The organism is Paenibacillus glycanilyticus NBRC 16618 (genome assembly GCF_004000805.1).
GTDB classification, from domain to species: Bacteria; Bacillota; Bacilli; order Paenibacillales; family Paenibacillaceae; genus Pristimantibacillus; species Pristimantibacillus glycanilyticus.
The window spans coordinates 12,172-31,633 of the sequence record NZ_BILY01000021.1 but is presented as its reverse complement, the minus strand read 5'-3'; the positions used below and the strand labels follow the sequence as shown (position 1 = coordinate 31,633).

Sequence of the window (19,462 nt, the reverse complement as noted above, 5' to 3'; positions counted from 1 at the left end):
AGTATGCAGTGGCAATGCTTCAATTATTCGGCTTTGCGTCAGGTTAGCGCTTCGCCGTCGTATTCGCTTTTTGAGTCAATCCTCTGTTCGAGAATCGTTTCGATATCGCCCGATTCCCTCCTTCTCAGATGTTCTGTAGGACAATCCCCTGCGTTTAATTCTAGGTTAATTCGTTGTAGAAACGTTTCAACGACATTATAGATCAGAGCATAAGCGCTTTCAAGTATTATTTTTTACACGTTGGAATTAATAGAAACGTTTCTATTTCTCCTTTTTACAAGGTTGACGACCCGAAATTATTTGATTATAATCCTGTTCTAGGTATTATCGAAACGTTTCTATAGTTGATTTTGACTTCATCGGTGTGAAGAATATAACGCGAATAGGCAATCCTACACGTAACCATTTCGGCTATAACATGAGGTTGGACAAATGGGGAGGCATAATTGAAATAATGGAGACAGCAAAAAGTACGATCCGTTTGGAAAACGGGGAACTGGCATTCGAATTCTGGAGCAGCGGCGATCTGTTTGCTGCCCGGTCCGGAGAAACGATGCTGAATCAGGTCATGACGCATCCGCTTGACGGATCCATGAACAACCTTTATTTGCGCAAGCATACAGTGGAAGGAATCCGCTTCGAACCGCTGCTTGGCATCCGCTCATCCAGCCGTTTGACGAAAGCCGGCGATAAGCTGGTCTGGGATGGAGCAGCATTTGGCGGCGAACTGCAATATAAGGTTTCTTTTGCCTTAACGAAGCATGGCATTTGGTTCTGGGACGTAACTGTTCAAGGCAGCGATGCAACGATTGACGTTGTCTACGGACAAGATCTTGGTCTTGGGGATACCGGGGCTGTCCGGACGAACGAGGCGTATATCTCCCAATACGTTGACCATAAGGTATTCCGGGACGAGCAGCTTGGTTATGCGTTGTGCTTCCGGCAAAACCAGCCGATGGGAGGCGCTTTCCCTTATATGCAGCATGGCTCGCTGACGGGAGCGGTAGGCTATTCGACGGACGGCTTCCAATTCTTCGGCTTAAGCCATAAAGAGACCGATGTGCCGGAAGCTCTGCTGCAGCCTGCGCTGGCGAATGAGATCTATCAATATGAGTTCACGTACGCAGCCCTTCAAACTCCGAAGAAGCAGGTTCAAGGCGAAGCGCGCTTCGTATTCTACGGACTGTTCAAGAAGGATCATCCTTCGGCGATTGAGAAGCTGGAATATTTCGAGGAAGTGCTGGAGGCTTGGAAGCAGGTAGAATCCGCCGACAAGACTCAGCAGGCTGAAGCGGAAGAGACTTATCCGAAGGTTGTCGTATCGTCTGCGATCGGATCGCCTCTTCGCACTTTGTCTATGGACCCGGAAGAGATCAAGTCGATGTACCCGAACCGGGAGCAGGAAGAATTCCAGGACGGTCAACTTCTATCCTTCTTCACGGAAACGCATGAGCATGTGGTGCTCAAAGAGAAGGAGCTGCTTGTCGAGCGTCCTCATGGCCACATCCTGATGTCCGGCGGCAATGACCGCATGACGGATAACGTGATGACGACGACTTCTTATATGTACGGGATTTTCAACTCGCAGCTTCTGGCGGGCAATACGAATTTTCATAAAATGATAACCAATGCGCGTAATGCGCTTAACGTGCTCAAGACTTCCGGTCAGCGCATCTACGTTGAAGTTGACGGCGTTTATCGCTTGCTTGCGATGCCTTCGATGTTCGAGATGGGCTTCAACTATGCGAAATGGTTCTACAAGACGGCGGACGATACGCTTGTCATCACGAACTACACAACGGTAGATTCGCCGGAGGTCCGTCTGGAGCTTCGCTCGCAGAAAGGGATCGGCTACCGGTTTAGAGTAACGAATCAGGTGTCGATGAACAATAACGAATTCGAGCTGCCTTACTCCATGGAGGAGAAGGACGGCGTGCTGATCTTTAAGGCGGACAGCCAGTCGCCAAGCACGAAGGTGTTCCCGAACCTGCAATACCGTATGCGCGTAGACGGTGCGGCGGTAACCGCTCTGGACGAGAGCGCGCTTGTCGGAGGCTTAACGCCGGGTGCGGCATCGCTTGTTGTTCTTGAGCTTGCGGCAACTTCGGCTTGGACCCTTACGGTGCAAGGGCTGCTGCAAGGCGAAGAGCTGCCGTTCGAAGAAAAGCAGGCGGCAAGAGAGATCGAGCGCTATAGAGCCTTTTTGCGTCAGGTGATGAACGGCTTCCGGCTGTCCCATGACGGAGCTTCGAAGGCTGAGCTTGTCAAAATGAACTCGCTCGCATGGTGGTATACGCATAATATGCTCGTCCACTATTCGGTGCCTCATGGCCTCGAGCAATACGGAGGAGCGGCTTGGGGTACGCGCGACGTATGCCAAGGGCCGGCGGAATATTTCCTGTCCACGCATAAGTACGAGCAAGTGGCGGAAATTCTGAAGACCGTTTACTCGCATCAGTACGAAGACGAAGGCAACTGGCCGCAATGGTTTATGTTCGACCGTTATTACCGGATCCAGCAGGAAGAGAGCCATGGCGATATTATCGTATGGCCGCTGAAGGTGCTCGGCGATTATCTGGCAGCGACCAAGGATTACGGCATTTTGGAGCAGCGCGTTCCTTACTCGATCCGCCATACGGGCGAATTCACGGAACAATCCGCAACCTTGCTTGATCATGCGATCAAGGAAATCGACTACATTAAAGAGCATTTCCTGCATGGCACGCATCTGTCCTCCTACGGCGACGGAGACTGGGACGACACGCTACAGCCGGCAAATGCACAGCTCAAAAAATATATGATCAGCAGCTGGACGGTTTCGCTGACTTATCAGGTTATCGGGCAATTCGGCCGCGTGCTGGAAACCTTTGATTCCGCGCTTGCCGAGGAGCTTACGCAGCTGGCCGCGGGCATTCAGGCTGATTTTAACCGCTACATGCTGGCGGAAGAGGTTATTCCGGGCTTCGTCTACATGGAGAAGCCGGAGGAAGCGAAGCTGATGCTGCATCCGACGGACACGACTACGGGCATTCAATACCGTCTGCTTCCGATGACGCGCAGCATGATCAGCGAGCTCCTAACGGAAGAACAGGCGGAAGCTCACTACCGCATTATCAAAGAGAAGCTGTACTGTCCGGACGGCGTGCGTCTGATGAACCGGCCTGCGAATTACGCGGGCGGCGTCAGCGTAAACTTCAAGCGCGCGGAACAGGCCGCTAACTTCGGACGGGAAATTGGCCTGCAGTACGTCCATGCGCATATCCGTTTCGTAGAGGCGATGGCGAAGCTGGGCAAGACCGACGAAGTATGGAAGGGACTCTTGACCATCAACCCGGTTGGTCTTCGCGACGTTGTTCCAAACGCCGAGCTGCGTCAAAGCAACTCCTACTTCAGCAGCTCCGACGGCAAGTTCATGAACCGTTACGACGCCCAGGAGCGCTTCGGCGAGCTTCGCGATGGCAGCGTGCAGGTGAAGGGCGGATGGCGTATTTATTCGAGCGGCCCGGGAATCTACATGAACCAGCTGATCTCGAATGCCCTCGGGATTCGTCAGCTCGGCTGCGACCTTGTTGTCGATCCGGTATTGCCGGAGAAGCTGGACGGAATGACGTTTGATTTTGGATGGAACGGCAAGCCGGTTACGTTTGTCTACCGTCTTGGCGGAGGAACGCGCGTAAACCGCATCCTCATTAACGGACGGGAAGCGGAGTTTACCTATACGGATAACCGTTACCGCAATGGCGGCGTGCGTATTGCGGAAGAACAGCTGACTGCAAGTCTGCGCCCTGAAGGCAACCGCGTTGAAATATTTATGTAATCGGAAGGACTGGTGGTATCTTGGTGCCGCCAGTCCTTGTGTTATAGTAGAATAAGGACAAGGAGGAGTGGGAACTGTGGTCAGCATTAAAGACATCGCCAGACAAGCGGGCGTTTCAATATCGACCGTATCTTACGCGTTAAACGGTAATCCGAAAGTAACGGAAGAAACAACGGCCAGAATATTGGCGGTTGCCAGTGAATTGAACTATGTCCCGAATGCTGCCGCGCGATCGCTCAAGCGGAGAGAAACGAAAATCATCGGGGTATTTCTGACCGATTTCAGCGGGGCGTTCTATGGAGACCTCCTTCAAGGGATGAAGGAGGTGCTGTCGGTCAAGGGCTATGATCTGATCGTCTGCAGCGGCAAGCAGTCGCACCGCATGCTTCCGGAGAGATTGATCGACGGAGCAATTATCCTCGACGAGACATTCGACAGCAAGGAGCTGGCCAGCTACGCGGAACGCGGGCATAAGCTGGTCGTGCTGGACCGGGAGCTGAACCATGCGAATGTTAACCAGGTGCTGCTCGACAATAAAGCCGGAGCGGCGCTGGCGATCGAATACTTGCTGGAGCAAGGACACCGGAAGCTGTATGCCATAACGGGGCCAAGAGGCTCCTTTGACTCCAAGCAGCGCTTGGCGGCGGCCACTCAGGTGGTAGAGCGTGCAAGCGATGCTTCGCTTACCGTTATTGAAGGCGATTTCAACAAGTCCTCTGGCGAGCATGCCGCGGCAAGATTAGTCGCGGAAGGCATTATCGGCTCTACAGGCGAACCGGCGGCGATATTCTGCTTCAACGACGAGATGGCGATCGGGATGTGCCATTACCTGCAAAGGAATCATCCGGATATTGTCATCGGCCGGGACCTGCATCTGATCGGCTTTGATAATCTGGAGCTGGCTTCCTTCATGCATCCTCGTCTCGCTACCATCGATTATTCCAAGCGCAAGTGGGGAGCTATTGCGGCGGAGCAGCTTCTTAAGATTATATGCGGACAAGAGGTCGAGCAGGAGCGTATTTACGTCTCTCTTGTTCGAGGCGAGACGGTAGGTTCGGTCGCTCCTTAACGAATCCTTATATGGTACGAAAGATCAGAAATCCTCGCCGGATGATTTCTGGTCTTTTTTTTCTATACATAGGTAGTATGGCATGGTATAGTCGGATTTGAATATTATGGAAAATACTATGCGGAGGGAAAATCATGCAAGGATCTATTTCGGTCACTCTTACCAAAGAAGATTTGGTACAGCTGCAGCTATCCTATCTATTTAAGAAACCTTATCCCTATCTCCTTGGTTTTTTGTACCTCATCTCTATTTTGGATATCGTGCTGGCTATTGCGGAGAAGGACCTCTCCAGCTTAAATCCTTTTATGGTTTTCATCTTTATTTTCGTGCCTCTGTTGGCTTTCTTCCTTATAAAGGCCCACAAGAATAACCTTAAGAATAGACTGGTAAACGAAGAGAGGCAGTACACATGGTCGGACGAGGGAGTGGTTTTGGAGAGCGACTCGCTGACTGTGAGAATGCAGTGGACGGACTTTACCGGTCTATTCGCTACCAAATCGGCCATTTATTTAATGGTCAACGGCGTAACCGCCCATATCTTTCCCCGCAGGTGCTTTACGGACGAGCAGTGGAGCGAATTCGGGCAAACGGTCCGCAGCCGCATCAAGCAAAAGAAGAAATTAAGAGGAGTAAGAAATCTGCTCATCTATGTGTTTATCTTCATCGTTACCGTCGGCATCATTCAATATTTCAATGTGAGTTAGTTCATAAGCGGAAGAGGCCGGGATCCCATTTCAGGATTCCGGCTTTTTGGTCTGCGGGAAGAGATGGGGTATAAGAAAGGAGGACAGGGAATAATGTAATAATACGCCTAAAATTTCAGTTCGACTGAAAAGAGTGATCGAAATGAAGGAAATGACCTTTAAAGCTTTTGCCCTCACGAATGAAATTGATCTGAACAAGATTGCGATCCATTGCGGAATTCCCAAGAAGTTTACCTGGGAGCAGCCTTTAATTCTGAAGGGCGACATTCTGGAGTCCATTCTCCAGCATCGAGTCGAGGAATCGCAGCAGGTGCTTGTCTTTTCATTTGGGAGCATTGTCTTCATTAATCATTCACGCCCGCAGGACATTATCGCATTCCTGAGATACATAACAGCTTTTGAACCGGAGATCGATATTTCGAACGCCGATCGTTACTCCGATGATTACAGCCTTCATTACGGGGAGAAAGAGTCCTTCGAATTGACGGATGAGTATGTGGAAGTGCCTGAATTCGAGCATTTCCATCCCGAACTTATATCTACCGTTCTTGCGAAATCGGTCGCTTTCGAGAAAGTGGAAGAGCAGCTGGGGAAAATCAACGACAAGCTGGAGACGGTGATTGAACGGCTCGAGAAAGGAAAGCTCCGGATCGGCAACAAGGAGCTGGCCCGGACGACGGCGATCATCCTGCGCTACGAGTATAATTCGCTGGCTTACATTATGATTTTGGATAAGCCCGATATTACTTGGAGCAGCAGCCATGCCAGCGAGTTTTACGACAAGATGCTGGATTTCTTCGAATTGAATGACCGGTATAAAATATTAAAGAACAAAACGGAATTCCTGCATCACATTATAGAAGGCTTCTCGACGATCAGCCATTCAATACGCGGATTGTTCGTTGAATGGATTATCGTTATTCTCATTGTCATAGAGGTTATTCTGACGGTCCTGCAAATTGCCGGAGTACTGCCATAAAGGGATTGCCGGTTAGAACGGAGAATTACTAATCGACTGACTAGGTGCAGAATCGAATACGTCCTCAGTATTCTATATTGGAGGAACTAAAGCGATGACCATTAAAGAGCAGACGATCGTAACGTCTTCAGGGAACAAGATCTTAACCAAGGACAAAGAGATTCGAATCGTTGGGAAGCTGGATGAACCGCTTATTTTGATCCTGGATAATGTATTAAGCCCGGCGGAATGCGATTTATTGATTGACTTGGCTTCGGCTAGAATGCAGCGGGCCAAAATCGGGAGCTCTCATGATGTCAGCGAAGTCAGAACAAGCAGCAGCATGTTTTTTGAGGAAGGCGAAAATGAGTGTATCGGACAAGTAGAGGCCCGGGTGGCCGAGCTTATGAATATCCCGGTCTCCCATGCGGAACCTCTGCAGGTGCTGCGGTATCAGCCCGGAGAACAATATCATCCTCATTTCGACTATTTTACGCAAGACAGCAGTATGAACAATCGGATCAGCACGCTGGTCATGTATTTGAATGACGTGGAAGAAGGCGGCGAGACATATTTCCCTTCTCTTCATTTTTCGGTAACGCCCAAGAAAGGCAGCGCGGTCTACTTTGAATATTTTTATAACGATACCCGCTTGAACGAGTTAACGCTGCATGCAGGACATCCCGTCGAAGCCGGAGAGAAGTGGGTAGCAACCCAATGGATGAGAAGACAAAGATATCGCTAAGTTTATACATAGATGTAAAAGAGCCGGAAATCTGCTGAGGATTCCGGCTTTTCTTATGATTGGAACAGGTATGGATCCGTGCATCCGTCTGTATGAAATGCTTCCCGAATAAAATGGAAACCCGAGGATACGCTAATGATGGTTGTTGAGAAGGAAGGAGCGATAAGATGAAAATAGCAGGTGTTAGGAAAATGGTAGGTCTGATGGCGTTTATGTTTATATTGGCGTCAACCTCGGCGCATGCGGCTCCTCAGACGATCCCAATGCTTCAGTCGGCGACGCAATTGTCCCAGAATCAACTTCAAATCACGTATGACCGGACGGTTGATCAGGCTAAAGGCGTTAATCCGTCTAACTATTGGATACAGAGCACAACCGAAGCGATACCGTCCGGTATTGCCACATTGGGCAAAAATGACGCGGTAGGGCCGCAGAATGCCCTGACGGCTAATCGGGTCACGATTCAACCGGTGGACGCGCAGAACAAGAGCTTCATACTCACGTTTATGCAGCCGATTACCAAGGGGATGTCGTACAAACTTATTATATGTTATGTTACCATCCCCGGAGATCCGCCTTATTCGGGAGATAATGGTTCTGCTATGTTCGTCGGGCGGTAGAAAAAGAGGATGCAAAAAAGCTTCGCCAATGCGCGAGGCTTTTTTATTTGTCGCCTAATGATTGGTCATATTCATATAACTTTACGTATTATAAACTGGAATAGAATGTTTTATGGTACAATGACGAATCGAGAGAATGTCGGGTTTAACGGTAGCGTATAAAGGAATGGAGATAAAAGAGAATGAGTTTGTTAACAGTGGAGCAGTTATCGCATACGTTTGGCGATCGGGTATTGTTTAAGGACGTGAACTTCCGTTTGCTTGAAGGGGAGCATATCGGCCTGGTTGGCGCGAACGGTACGGGGAAATCGACGCTTATGAATATTTTGACGGGCAAGCTATTGAAGGACGAAGGCAGGGTGGAATGGACGCCCCGCGTCCGTTACGGTTATCTGGACCAGCATACGAAGCTTGAAGCGGGAAAGACGATCCGCGATGTGCTCAAGGACGCGTTCCTGCCGCTGCTTGTATTGGAGGAGGAGCTTAACGATATTGCCGCGCAGATGGGCGAAGCCGATCCGGATACGCTGGAGCAGCTGTTAGTACGGATGGGAGAAATTCAAGAGGAGCTCGAAATCGGCGATTTCTATTTGATCGACGTGAAGGTCGACGAGATGGCGAATGGCCTGGGGCTTAATGCGATTGGTCTTGACCGTGACGTTACGGCGCTTAGCGGCGGACAACGGACGAAGGTTCTGCTTGCCAAGCTGCTGCTGGAGAAGCCGGGCGTCTTATTGCTTGATGAGCCTACCAACTATTTGGACGAAGAGCATATTAACTGGCTGACGAACTATTTGAAAAATTATCCCCATGCCTTTGTTCTTATTTCTCATGAGACCGGCTTTATGAATCAGGTCGTTAACGTCATTTACCATCTTGAATTTACGAGGCTGACGCGTTACACCGCCAACTATGAGAAATTCTTGGAGATGGCCGAGCTGAACAAGGCGCAGCATATCGACGCCTACGCGAAGCAGCAGGATTATATCAAGAAGCAAGAAGAGTTTATTCAGAAAAATAAGGCTCGCGCATCTACCTCAGGGCGTGCGAAAAGCCGCGAGAAGCAGCTGGGCCGCATCGATCTCATCGATAAGCCGGAGGAAGCCGCGAAGCCAACCTTTAACTTCAAGGAGTCCAGAACAAGCGGCAAGACCGTATTCGAAGCGCAGGGAATGGTTATCGGCTACAACAAACCTCTTCTTCCCAAGATGGATATGGTCATCGAGCGCGGCGATAAGATTGCGATCGTAGGCTGCAACGGCGTGGGTAAATCCACGCTCTTGAAATCGATTCTTGGCGTTATTCCGCCGCTGGACGGCAAGACCTACCTTGGCGATTATTTATCGCCTGCTTACTTCGAGCAGGAAGCGAAGGCGCCGACGATGACTCCGCTGGAGGATGTATGGGATGAGTTCTCCTTCATGAACCAGCATGAGGTTCGTGCAGCGCTTGCCCGCTGCGGACTCAAGAACGAGCATATTACCCGCCCGCTTAACCAGCTCAGCGGGGGAGAGCAGGCGAAGGTTCGCTTGTGCAAGCTGATGATGCGGGAGAGCAACTGGATTCTGTTCGACGAACCGACGAACCATTTGGACATCGTTGCCAAGGCGGAATTGAAGCGTGCGTTGAAAGCCTACAAGGGTACGATCGTTCTCGTCTCTCACGAGCCTGATTTCTATGAGGATTGGGCAACGAAAACATGGGATGTGGAAGCCTGGGCTATGCAGAGCCAGAAATAAGATATAGCAAAGCAAAGAGAGAGGATAGCTTAGTCGCTATGCTCTTTCTTTGCTTTGCGTGGCCATAACGTGTAACTGAAGCTCATCAGGAAATCGATGGCGAGGACAATCGACCAAGTGGAAATTAGATCCCTGCAGGGGCTGGTTTCCGCTTTTTTCCTTTGTTGTTTTATCATTTGAAATAGACCGCAAGTCTGAAAAAAATGAGAGCGTTTAACCCGGACAAATCTCAAAATTTAGTCAAAAATTCTCATATTTTAGCAACATTTATCGGTTATTCTTGAATAAAGTCCTTTTTTGACGCATAACATGAAACTTCCTTTAATTGCTACTCGTCTTGGGATTAAAGCAAAAGGTATGATATTTAAGATGGGGATAGATTAACAGAATTAATATATACACGGGGTTGAAGACGGTGAATAAACGATGGGGCTTTGCGGCCGCTTTGATTGTGATCCTGCTGGCCGCGTATTGGGCGTATAGCAGCAGGGACGGCGGGGAGGAAGGCAGCAAAGACAGTGTTGCCTTGCCCTCGAAATATGGCGATACGCCTCAGCTAACCCCGCATCGTGAGCAACTGCAGCAATTTATTGATCAGAAGCTTATGGGAGAGGCGGGCATCTACACGAATTATAAGGAAACGGATGAGGCAGCGGAGACCGCTACCGGTCATGAGACGCTAAGCGAGTCGGCCGGTCTGCTGATGCGTTATTACGCGCTTACCGGGCAGCGGGAAGCGTTTGATGCCGCATGGTCGCGGGCTAGAGAGACGCTGGCGGCGGATTATGGCTTCAGCTATCGCTATAGTCCTCTTCACGATAAAAAATATACCGTTAATGCCGTCGTCGACGATCTTCGGATCATCCGCGCGTTGTACGAGGCCGAGACGGCTTTTGGCAATGACGGCAACTACGGCCGGGAGGCCGCTCATTACGGCGGACTCGTCTATGAACACAATGTACAAGGGGACAAGCTTTACGATTTCTACGACGGTACCTATGGAACAACTAACAATTTCCTAACCTTATGCTATGCCGATTTCCGGTCCATCCGGCTGCTGGAAGTTCCGTCCAAGGATAAACGGGCATTGGAAGACAACCTGCTTACAATCGTCTCGGGAGGGTATTTATCCGATAAATTCCCTTTTTACGAAACCCGTTATGATTACAAATCAGGCAAGTACGGCGACCATGAAGGGGAAATCAGTACCATTGAGTCTCTTCTGACGGTGTTGTCGCTCGCCGAGATTGATCAGGAGCGTACCGCCAGCATTACGTATCTCAAGAAAGCGGTGGAAGCGGGAACGCTGTACGGACGTTACGGCCGGGACGGCAAGCCGGCGACGGATGTCCAATCGACGGCTGCTTACGCGATCGCTGCGATGATTGGCTCGACGATTGGAGATCAAGTGCTTTACTGGAACAGCATGAAACGCATGGAGCAATACCGCGTGGACGATCAAGCAAGCCCGATTGCCGGAAGCTTCGGGAATCCGGCAACGGAAGAAGTCTATTCGTTCGATAATTTGACGGCTTTATTGGCTTATGCCTATTAAGACTTCATAGAACGCGCAAGGAAAGGGGCATGGCATGAATAAGCTGCAGCGAATAAAGCTCGTACAAACGATAATCGTATGGAAAAAATACATATCTCCGGCCTCGCTGGCGGCGTTTGGCGTTGCGCTTATTTTGCTGATCGAGCTCTTTATCCCGCCTTATATCGGAATGGCGGACAACGGGGATTATTACCGGATTCTATATAGCAACGGCCTGTACTTCAATGCGCCGGATTATACGAGCCAGACACTCGGATATTTTGTCAAAAATTTCGGAATTTTCCAATACTACAACGAGAATAGCGCCCTGCTGTATTCCTCTCAAACGCTATTCGTTCGTCTAGCGCTTACGATTAGCGAATGGTTTGGTTATAACCGTCAGTTCGATATCCGGATTCAGGCGGCGCTTTACGGCGTGCTGTATGTAGGCGCGGTTTACCTGCTAGTGAAGGCAGCCGCATGGAAGGCTTCGCGCCGTGCGGGCTACGGACTGGCGCTTGGGGCTGTTTTTGTATTCGGGGATATCGGATACCTCGCGTATTTCAACTCTTTCTATAGCGAAAGCGTCGTTCTGATCATGCTGATGTATTTGTTCAGCGCGGGGATGCTGCTGTACCAGCGGCAGTACAACGACTATTTCCTGCTGTTCCTTTTTGGAGCGAGCGCAATGATCCTTACGACAAGCAAGCAGCAGAATGCGCCGATTGGCCTTATTGTCGCCATGGTGGCGGTACTGTTTGTCTTCCTGAAGCGGGATAGGATCTTCCGTACGCTCGCCGGAATGCAGGCGGTTGTCCTGCTGCTTACTGCGGTAGGCACCTATGTCCTTATTCCGGAGCAGTTCGTCAACATTAACAAGTACCACGCCATGACGAGGGGCGTATTGATGACAGCGGATAATCCGGAGCAAGCACTCGATTTCTTCGGGATCGACAGGCAGTTCTCGGTGCTTACCGGCGCCATTTATTATGACCAATTCTCTCCAATTCCAGTCGAATCGGAAGAGATGCAGACGCAGTTTCTGGATAAGTATGGCTTCCCCTCCATCGCCAGGTATTATCTGACCCATCCCGAATCGGCGGGAAGAATATTCGAGACGGCGGCCCGCAATGCCTTTTCTAACCGAACCAAGCTCGGGAATTACGAGAAGTCGGCGGACAAGCCGTTCGGCAAGCGCACGCTGGCCTTTTCCGGGTACAGCTATCTGAAAGAATGGGCTGCACCGAAGACTTCCGGGTTTGTAGTGATATGGATGATTGTCATTGCGGGACTGTACGCCGCATCCTTCTACCGGGCCGTGAAGGAGCGGGCGCTTCGGCGAACGCTTCGGCTGTCGATGATTCTCATGATGATGCTGGCGGGACTATGCGCAATGGCGGTTTCGGTTATCGGCGCCGGGGACGCGGACCTCGCCAAGCATGAGTTTTTATTTGCGGTGGCGTTTGATCTCGTGACCTTCTGGGTTATTGCCGACTGCGTATGCCGCCGCTTATGGGGGCCTAACGCGAAGAAAAATGCGGGCGAAGAAGACCCCGAACCATCCGCGTTGCTACAGGGGGGACAGCAATGAGAAGACGGACAGGAATCAAGCTATGGGTGCTCGTCTTGCTCTGTCTCTCTTTGCCGGCGGCGGTGCTGATTCCGGCTCCGGCATCGGCTGCGCAGGATTCAGCGAAAGCTGCCCGGGTGCTGCTCGTCTATGACAGCCTGGGAGTGGATACTCCTGCGGCAGGCAATATAGAGACCTTGCAGCGGCTGCTGCTCTCCTTGGGAGCGACGGTGACGACGGTTGCTTCGGATGCTTATAAGCCTGAAATGGCCAAAGATAATGCGAAGCTGATTACCGTATGCAATACGGAGGATTTATGCGGATCCATTACGCATGGCATGACGGGTTTTACGGGAGAATGGCTGCATATCGGGTCTAATCCGCCGGAGGTCCTTCGCGGGAAGCTGGCTCTGAAGACCGAAACGGCAAGCAGGCAGTCCTTAAAGCTGTCGGTAAACGGGCTCTCCGAGGAACATATTTTCGTTAATCGTCTTGCCTATATAACGGAAGGGAAAGGCGAGACTTACGGGCAGATAACCTCTTCGGAGGGAGCGATCCAGACGCCATATGCCGTATCGGCCGGCGGCTATGCATACGTACCGTATTTTCAATCGGGCAACCTGAGCGAATTGGCAATTGCGTATGTGCTGCGTACCTGGCTGAAGGCGGATGCTCCGACGCAATCTTATCTGCTTATTGGCGGCATCACGCCTTTTATCGATTTGGACAAGCTGGAGGCGTTGTCGGAACAGCTGTACAATGCCGGAATTCCGTTTCTGGTCAGCGTAAGCCCATTGTTCAACAATACCGATTATCCGGCGATGCAGCGATATGCGGCCGCTCTGCAAGCCGTGCAGGCTCATAACGGCAGCGTGCTCGTGCAAGTGCCGACGCCAACGTCGGCGGGGCAGGATCCCTCTATTCTGAAGGCGCAGATGGACGGCTTTCTGAATCATCTGGCCGATGCGGGTATTGCCCCGCTTGGGATGACGGGAGATATGAAGCGGGCCCAGGGGAAGGAAGAGCGCGAAGCGGGCTTTGCGTTCTCGGATACGACCATCCTGTTCGCCAATGAATCAGGGAGGGCATCCGGGCAAACGGAGGCGGTACAGCCTTTTGCCGCATCCCCGTATACGATGCCTGCCAAGGTGCTGCTCCGGATCAGCCGCGAGAACAAGATCTGGCCAGCGTTTCCGGTAAATCTGGCCGTCACCTTTGACTGGTTCGAGAGCGATGCCAGTCAGGAAGAAGCCGTTCGCGAGGCTGCCGGCAGCTGGCTGCCGTTTGCGGACTTCAAGTCGGAGACGCATAGCCTCAGCAGCAGCGCGCATAAGGCCGAGTCTCGCAGCGGAGCGCTTCTTCTGGATGGCAAGCCGGCCGATCTGCAGGATCAGGCCGAACCGGAAGAGCAAGCGCCCGTCGTCTCGCAGCCGGAACAAAAGGTCACTTTTCATGCTTTATTTTCGGTGCAGAACCGGATCCTGATTGTCCTTATTATTACGACCTTAATGCTGTTCGCCGTATTCCTCTTGATCGGATACCGGTTATATAAGAAAAAATACTACAAGTCGGGAGGCGGCCTATGACGATACCGGATATATTAATGGTCATATGCGTGCTGTGCATCTGGTCCCTGCTGCTCGTTAATATCGCGCTGATTATCGCCGGCTACTTCTACTATATAAAGCTGGAGAGCGAGAAGCCGCCCGAGCTTCTGCCGGGACAAGAGCCCTTCGTGTCGATTATGGTACCGGCCCATAACGAGGGCAAGGTTATCGTCAAAACGGTAGAGTCGCTGCTTGCGCTCGACTACCCGCACGACCGTTACGAGATTATCGTCATTAACGATAATTCCTCGGATAACAGCAGCGTGCTGCTGGGTCAGCTTCAGGAGAAATACAAGGGACGCAATCTCATTATCATCAATACCGATAACATAACCGGGGGTAAAGGCAAGTCCAATGCGCTTAATATCGGCTTCACCCGCAGCAAAGGCGAGCTTATCGCCATCTATGATGCCGATAATACGCCGGAACGGACAGCCCTTCGTTACCTGGTAGCCGAAATCGTGAACGACGCTAAGCTTGGTGCGGTTATAGGCAAGTTCCGGACGCGCAACCGGGACCAAAACCTGCTTACCCGGTTTATTAATATCGAGACGTTATCGTTCCAATGGATGGCCCAAGCCGGCAGGTGGAAGCTGTTCAAGCTGTGCACGATTCCGGGCACCAACTTCATCATGCGCCGCCATATCATCGAGGCTATCGGAGGCTGGGATACGAAAGCGATCGCGGAGGATACCGAGATCAGCTTCCGGATCTACATGATGGGTTACCGGATCAAGTTCCAGCCGAAGTCGGTTACCTGGGAGCAGGAGCCCCAGACGCTTAAGGTATGGTTCAAACAGCGGACGCGCTGGGCGAAGGGGAATATTTACGTGATCGTCAAAAACGTCCCGCTGCTCTTCCGGCCGGAAGCGCGCCGAATCCGCTTCGACATTCTTTATTTTCTGGCTATTTATTTCTTGCTTGTCACCTCGCTCTTAACGTCGGACGCTTTGCTCATTCTGCATGCGCTGGGTTACGTGCATACCACGATTGAGGGACTAAGCTTCTACTTATGGATACTGGCCATTACCTTGTTCGTGGTAGGGACGTTCATCACGCTTATCACGGAAAAAGGCGAAATGCACCCTTCGAATCTCGTCATTATTCTGCTTATGTACGTTACATACTGTCAGCTGTGGATGCTTGTTGCCGCCAATGGCATGTTTCAATATTTGAAGGACGTGATTTTTAAACGCGAGGCCAAATGGTATAAAACAGAACGGTTCTGACCGAAAGGAAGTGAATTTATGAGAAAAGCCGGATTTACGGCATGGGTCATCGCGCTGATTGTAGCGCTGCTGATCCCGGGTACGGGGACGCTATCCGCAGCGCCGGGGGTACAGAAGACTTACGAAACGCCTATGTCGGAAACCTCGCTTCTTGGCACCAATGCCTATGCGCAGCAGTTCTTTCAGGTGCCGGATTACTGGAACGTGGAGAGTGCCACTTTCAGGCTGGATTATAAAGTCTCCCAGCTTACCCTTAACGATTTATCGGTAGTTACGCTTAAGCTGAACGGCAAGCCGTTCTACACGTTAAAGCCCGGCACCGAGACGAATCAAAAGGTTACCCGGTCAATCGGACTCCCGCTTGAGTATTTGAAGAGCGGCGTTAACGAACTGACTATCGAAGGCGTTATTCAGACGAGAAACAATTCCGATCAGATGTGCATGCCTTCGCAGGACCAGGGCAGCTGGCTGCAAATCTTCGACAGCTCGGGCGTCGACGTGAAATATTCGGCCAAGCCGGTCGGTGCGAGCATCAGCGATTTCAACCGCCATTTCCTGGGCCTGGATACCATTCAGGATGGACAAGCCGGCGTCTTCGTGCCGGAGGAAGGCGATCTGAACGAGATGGAGACTGCCGTCTATGCGTTGTCCGGATTAACGGGCGTAAGCCAGGACGCCTCGCATCCCATTCCGCTCCTGCCGTATCAGACAAGCAACCTGCAGGGGAAAACGCTTCGTATTCTGGTAGCCTTGTCTCAGCATCTTCCGGCAGACATTCGCTCGAAGCTGAGCGAATCCGCGCTGCAGGATAAAGCGCTGATTCAATTGATCCAGAGCGATACATCCTCCTTGCTTGTTGTAACGTCCGATAATGCGGACCTGCTGAAGAAAGCAGGACGGTTTATCGGCAATCCGGCCCTGATGGAGCAATTGCAGGGTTCGTCGAAGCTGGTGGACGAATCGACGGAAGTGAATACGCCGGCGCAAAGCATCAGCCGGTATTTCCCGCTGACGGATTCCGGCGATAAGCTGACCGGCCCGTCGCACCGGGAGAAAAGCTACTACATTACGCTGCCAAGCAACCGCTCTATTGCGGAAGCGAGCAAGCTGAGCCTGGATTTCCGTTATGCGACAAATCTGGACTTTGACCGTTCGATGGTGACGGTTCTGGTGAACAACGTTCCGATCGGAAGCAAGAAGCTGTCCGCCGAGCTTGCGGGCGGCGATAATCTCGAGCTGACCATTCCGAAGAACCTTGGGATCTCGGGCAACTTCACGATCACGACGGCATTTGACCTGGAGATCAAGAATGCGGTATGTACCGGCAACCAGGATCAGATGCCATGGGCATTTGTCTCCAAGGACTCCGTGCTTCAATTGAACACGAAGGATCGTACGGACATGCTGTTCAACAACTATCCTTATCCGTTCCTCCGTGACGGCAGCTTTAACCGGGTAGCCGTTGTCCTGCCGCAAACCCAAGACAACTACACGTATGCGGCCCTCTCCAACCTGTTTAACCTGATGGGGCAGTTCGCTGCCTCCAATACGGGCGAAATCCGTTTTTATAAGGACGATGTCAAGGAAAGCGAGCTGAAGGACCGGCAGATTATCGCGATTGGTTCCTATGCGGATAACCGGTACATCCGGGAGAACAACGATAAGCTGTATTTCCAATACGACAAGCAAGGCGAAGGCTTCTTGTCCAATGAGAAGATAAGCATCGAAGAGGGCTACGGCAAGCGGATCGGAACGCTGCAGCTGATCGACTCGCCATACGGCAAAGGGCATGGCTTCCTGGCTATTACCGGCAGCAGCTCGGAATACGTCTACCTGGCGTCGAAGCTGGTCGGAAACGCCGGCAGCCTGTACAAGATTTTCGGAGACGGGGCGATGGTAGACAAGGACGGCGAGGTGCATGCCTTCCGCTTCAAGAAGGAAGCGGTGTCTGAAGCGCCGGCCGTTGTTACGCAGGTGCTGGAACGCGGCGACGTGGTAAGCTTTATGATCGCGTTTATGCTTGTGCTTGCATTGGTGCTCGTGTCGCTTGTGCTTCTCGTCCGCAAGCACCGGAAGAAGAGAAGGGGGTAGGAAGCATGAGGCGTAACACAAGCTTGTTGTCGGACGGCGGCTTTCTGCTGCTGTTCATCGCGTGCTTTGTCTGCATCGTGTTTACGGCGCGTGATCCTAATCTTTATCTGCACAACATTATTTTCTTGAACGTCGCGTTTCTGATTGCGATTGTCACTTATTTCACGACGATCACGACCGGGCTCATCCTGAATATCGCGTTTGTGTTCGGCTACGGTACGTTCACGATCTACCAGACCATCGTGCAAGGAGGCGTGGTGACCAGCCAAAGTTATTTCTGGCTGATCATGACGCCGGTATTCACTGCGATTACCTGGATGTTCACGCTGGCAAGCAAGCAGCTGCAGGAGGAGAACGAAGCGCTGCAGAAGAAGAATGCTTCGCTCGCCACGATGGATGAGAGCACCAATCTGAAAAACATGCTGTCCTTCCAGAAGGACGCGACGGTATTTATGGCGTTGTCCGACCGGTATAAGATTCCGCTGACGCTGCTCGTTCTGAACGTGAAGTACTGGAACGAGCTGAGACGGATGATTGGCGAGGAGCAGCTCAACGCAGCCGTCTATAACATTACGGCGATCAGCCAGACCAGCATTCGGGCGAACGATTCGCTCTACATGCTGAGCCAGGAGAATCCGACCTGGGGCCTTCTGCTGTTCACGGACAGGGACGGAGCCGATATTGTCATGAACCGGCTCCGCAGCAGGCTGGCGGAGATTAACGAATCGGAGAGGTCAACCAGCAACCGCTTCGAGCTCAACCTGAAGATGGGGGCTTACGAATACAACCGGGAAGAAACGCCAACTCCTCTGGAGTGGATTACCCGGGCGCGCAAGGAATTGGAGTACGACGTATAATGGCATGAATCCGAACAGGCAGATGCGTAAATTCGCATGCTGCCTGTTTTTCTATTAATATGAAGATAGATATGAGATCGATTAAAGGAGCTTGAACATGAACAAAGTGGCTTATTTGGGACCTAACGGCACCTTCTCCGAAGAGGCGGCCTTGAAGTTTTTCGAAGGAACGGATACGGAGTGGGTTATGCTGAGCTCGATTCCCGACGTTCTGGAGGCGGTCAGCCGGGATGAGGTAGACAAATGCATGGTGCCGATCGAGAACTCCATCGCGGGTAATATTCATATGACCATCGACGGTCTGCTGTTATACAACTTGAGGATTGAGGCCGATGTCGTCTTTAAGGTATCGCTCCATTTGATCGGAAATCCCGGCAGCGCGATGAGCGATATCCATACGGTAAGATCCATCATGCCCGCCATTAATCAATGCCGTCGGTTCATCAAGGAGCATGCCCTGAAGCTGGAGTATGCGGACAGCACGGCTCACGCAGCTTTCTCAGTCAAGGAATCCGGCGATGCCGGAACGGCCGCGATCGGATCGGCATCGGTTGCCGAGAAGTACGGCCTGCAGATTCTGGAGAGCGGCGTGCAGGACCATTCCGCGAATCATACCCGTTTTATCGTGGTCAGCAAGAAGCCTAACGAGGATACGGGGCAAAAGAAAACGATGATGCTGATCACTCCGAGCGAAGAGTATCCAGGCGTATTGTCTTCGATTCTGAACGTGTTCTCCGCGCTTGCGATCAACCTCTCTTGGATTGAATCGCGGCCAACCGGCCGCAAGCTTGGCGAGTACAGGTTCCTGATCGAGACGGAAGCCGGGGGCAATGAGCAGCGTATGGATAAAGCGATTAAAATTATCGAAACCTTTGGTCATGACGTTCATGTCCTGGGCAGCTACGCAACGACGATTCTGTAA

The 19,462-nt window shown here is 51.5% G+C and carries 14 protein-coding genes; all 14 read left to right on the top strand.

The window, feature by feature from the left end; all coding sequences use genetic code 11:
• The first annotated feature begins 454 nt into the window (after positions 1 to 454).
• The 14 genes from PGL01S_RS17540 to pheA all read left to right on the top strand — a co-directional run bounded on the left by PGL01S_RS17540 (position 455) and on the right by pheA (position 19,462).
• Complete coding sequence (locus tag PGL01S_RS17540; RefSeq protein ID WP_127495876.1) at positions 455 to 3,817, top strand: GH36-type glycosyl hydrolase domain-containing protein; 3,363 nt, start codon at positions 455 to 457, stop codon at positions 3,815 to 3,817.
• 76 nt (positions 3,818 to 3,893) lie between these two features.
• On the top strand, positions 3,894 to 4,886 hold the full coding sequence (locus PGL01S_RS17535) for a LacI family DNA-binding transcriptional regulator (RefSeq protein ID WP_127495875.1): 993 nt from the start codon (positions 3,894 to 3,896) through the stop codon (positions 4,884 to 4,886).
• 134 nt (positions 4,887 to 5,020) lie between these two features.
• Positions 5,021 to 5,590, top strand: coding sequence for a YcxB family protein (locus PGL01S_RS17530; RefSeq protein WP_127495874.1), 570 nt, complete (start codon positions 5,021 to 5,023; stop codon positions 5,588 to 5,590).
• A 142-nt stretch (positions 5,591 to 5,732) separates the two neighbouring features.
• Positions 5,733 to 6,569 carry an RMD1 family protein gene (locus tag PGL01S_RS17525; RefSeq protein ID WP_127495873.1) on the top strand — a complete coding sequence of 279 codons (837 nt, stop codon included), beginning with the start codon at positions 5,733 to 5,735 and terminating at the stop codon, positions 6,567 to 6,569.
• Between the two features lie 94 nt (positions 6,570 to 6,663).
• Positions 6,664 to 7,293, top strand: coding sequence for a 2OG-Fe(II) oxygenase (locus tag PGL01S_RS17520; protein WP_127495872.1), 630 nt, complete (start codon positions 6,664 to 6,666; stop codon positions 7,291 to 7,293).
• 167 nt (positions 7,294 to 7,460) lie between these two features.
• Complete coding sequence (locus tag PGL01S_RS17515; protein ID WP_127495871.1) at positions 7,461 to 7,913, top strand: hypothetical protein; 453 nt, start codon at positions 7,461 to 7,463, stop codon at positions 7,911 to 7,913.
• 182 nt (positions 7,914 to 8,095) lie between these two features.
• Entirely contained in the window at positions 8,096 to 9,652 is a 1,557-nt protein-coding gene (locus PGL01S_RS17510) for an ABC-F family ATP-binding cassette domain-containing protein (RefSeq protein ID WP_127495870.1), read from the top strand.
• A gap of 415 nt (positions 9,653 to 10,067) precedes the next feature.
• On the top strand, positions 10,068 to 11,207 hold the full coding sequence (locus PGL01S_RS17500; RefSeq protein WP_127495869.1) for a hypothetical protein: 1,140 nt from the start codon (positions 10,068 to 10,070) through the stop codon (positions 11,205 to 11,207).
• A 34-nt stretch (positions 11,208 to 11,241) separates the two neighbouring features.
• Positions 11,242 to 12,777, top strand: coding sequence for a glycan biosynthesis hexose transferase WsfD (gene wsfD / locus PGL01S_RS17495; RefSeq protein WP_127495868.1), 1,536 nt, complete (start codon positions 11,242 to 11,244; stop codon positions 12,775 to 12,777).
• A complete protein-coding gene (locus PGL01S_RS17490) occupies positions 12,774 to 14,342 on the top strand; it encodes a hypothetical protein (RefSeq protein ID WP_127495867.1) in 1,569 nt (522 codons plus the stop codon). Before wsfD ends, PGL01S_RS17490 begins: the two co-directional genes overlap by 4 nt.
• Positions 14,339 to 15,592 carry a glycosyltransferase family 2 protein gene (locus PGL01S_RS17485; RefSeq protein WP_127495866.1) on the top strand — a complete coding sequence of 418 codons (1,254 nt, stop codon included), beginning with the start codon at positions 14,339 to 14,341 and terminating at the stop codon, positions 15,590 to 15,592. Before PGL01S_RS17490 ends, PGL01S_RS17485 begins: the two co-directional genes overlap by 4 nt.
• A gap of 18 nt (positions 15,593 to 15,610) precedes the next feature.
• Positions 15,611 to 17,683: a cellulose biosynthesis cyclic di-GMP-binding regulatory protein BcsB gene (locus tag PGL01S_RS17480; protein ID WP_127495865.1), complete on the top strand. Its 2,073-nt coding sequence runs from the start codon at positions 15,611 to 15,613 to the stop codon at positions 17,681 to 17,683.
• A 5-nt stretch (positions 17,684 to 17,688) separates the two neighbouring features.
• Positions 17,689 to 18,540, top strand: a complete 852-nt coding sequence (locus tag PGL01S_RS17475; protein WP_127495864.1) for a diguanylate cyclase domain-containing protein — start codon at positions 17,689 to 17,691, stop codon at positions 18,538 to 18,540.
• A gap of 97 nt (positions 18,541 to 18,637) precedes the next feature.
• Complete coding sequence (gene pheA, locus PGL01S_RS17470) at positions 18,638 to 19,462, top strand: prephenate dehydratase (protein ID WP_127495863.1); 825 nt, start codon at positions 18,638 to 18,640, stop codon at positions 19,460 to 19,462.

What these genes read in the sequence shown, in the direction of transcription:
- PGL01S_RS17475 (WP_127495864.1), top strand. Translation starts at nt 17,689, where the DNA reads ATGAGGCGTAACACAAGCTTGTTGTCGGACGGCGGCTTTCTGCTGCTG.
- PGL01S_RS17480 (WP_127495865.1), top strand. Translation starts at nt 15,611, where the DNA reads ATGAGAAAAGCCGGATTTACGGCATGGGTCATCGCGCTGATTGTAGCG.
- PGL01S_RS17485 (WP_127495866.1), top strand. Translation starts at nt 14,339, where the DNA reads ATGACGATACCGGATATATTAATGGTCATATGCGTGCTGTGCATCTGG.
- PGL01S_RS17490 (WP_127495867.1), top strand. Translation starts at nt 12,774, where the DNA reads ATGAGAAGACGGACAGGAATCAAGCTATGGGTGCTCGTCTTGCTCTGT.
- wsfD (WP_127495868.1), top strand. Translation starts at nt 11,242, where the DNA reads ATGAATAAGCTGCAGCGAATAAAGCTCGTACAAACGATAATCGTATGG.
- PGL01S_RS17530 (WP_127495874.1), top strand. Translation starts at nt 5,021, where the DNA reads ATGCAAGGATCTATTTCGGTCACTCTTACCAAAGAAGATTTGGTACAG.
- PGL01S_RS17525 (WP_127495873.1), top strand. Translation starts at nt 5,733, where the DNA reads ATGAAGGAAATGACCTTTAAAGCTTTTGCCCTCACGAATGAAATTGAT.
- PGL01S_RS17540 (WP_127495876.1), top strand. Translation starts at nt 455, where the DNA reads ATGGAGACAGCAAAAAGTACGATCCGTTTGGAAAACGGGGAACTGGCA.
- PGL01S_RS17510 (WP_127495870.1), top strand. Translation starts at nt 8,096, where the DNA reads ATGAGTTTGTTAACAGTGGAGCAGTTATCGCATACGTTTGGCGATCGG.
- PGL01S_RS17515 (WP_127495871.1), top strand. Translation starts at nt 7,461, where the DNA reads ATGAAAATAGCAGGTGTTAGGAAAATGGTAGGTCTGATGGCGTTTATG.
- PGL01S_RS17520 (WP_127495872.1), top strand. Translation starts at nt 6,664, where the DNA reads ATGACCATTAAAGAGCAGACGATCGTAACGTCTTCAGGGAACAAGATC.
- pheA (WP_127495863.1), top strand. Translation starts at nt 18,638, where the DNA reads ATGAACAAAGTGGCTTATTTGGGACCTAACGGCACCTTCTCCGAAGAG.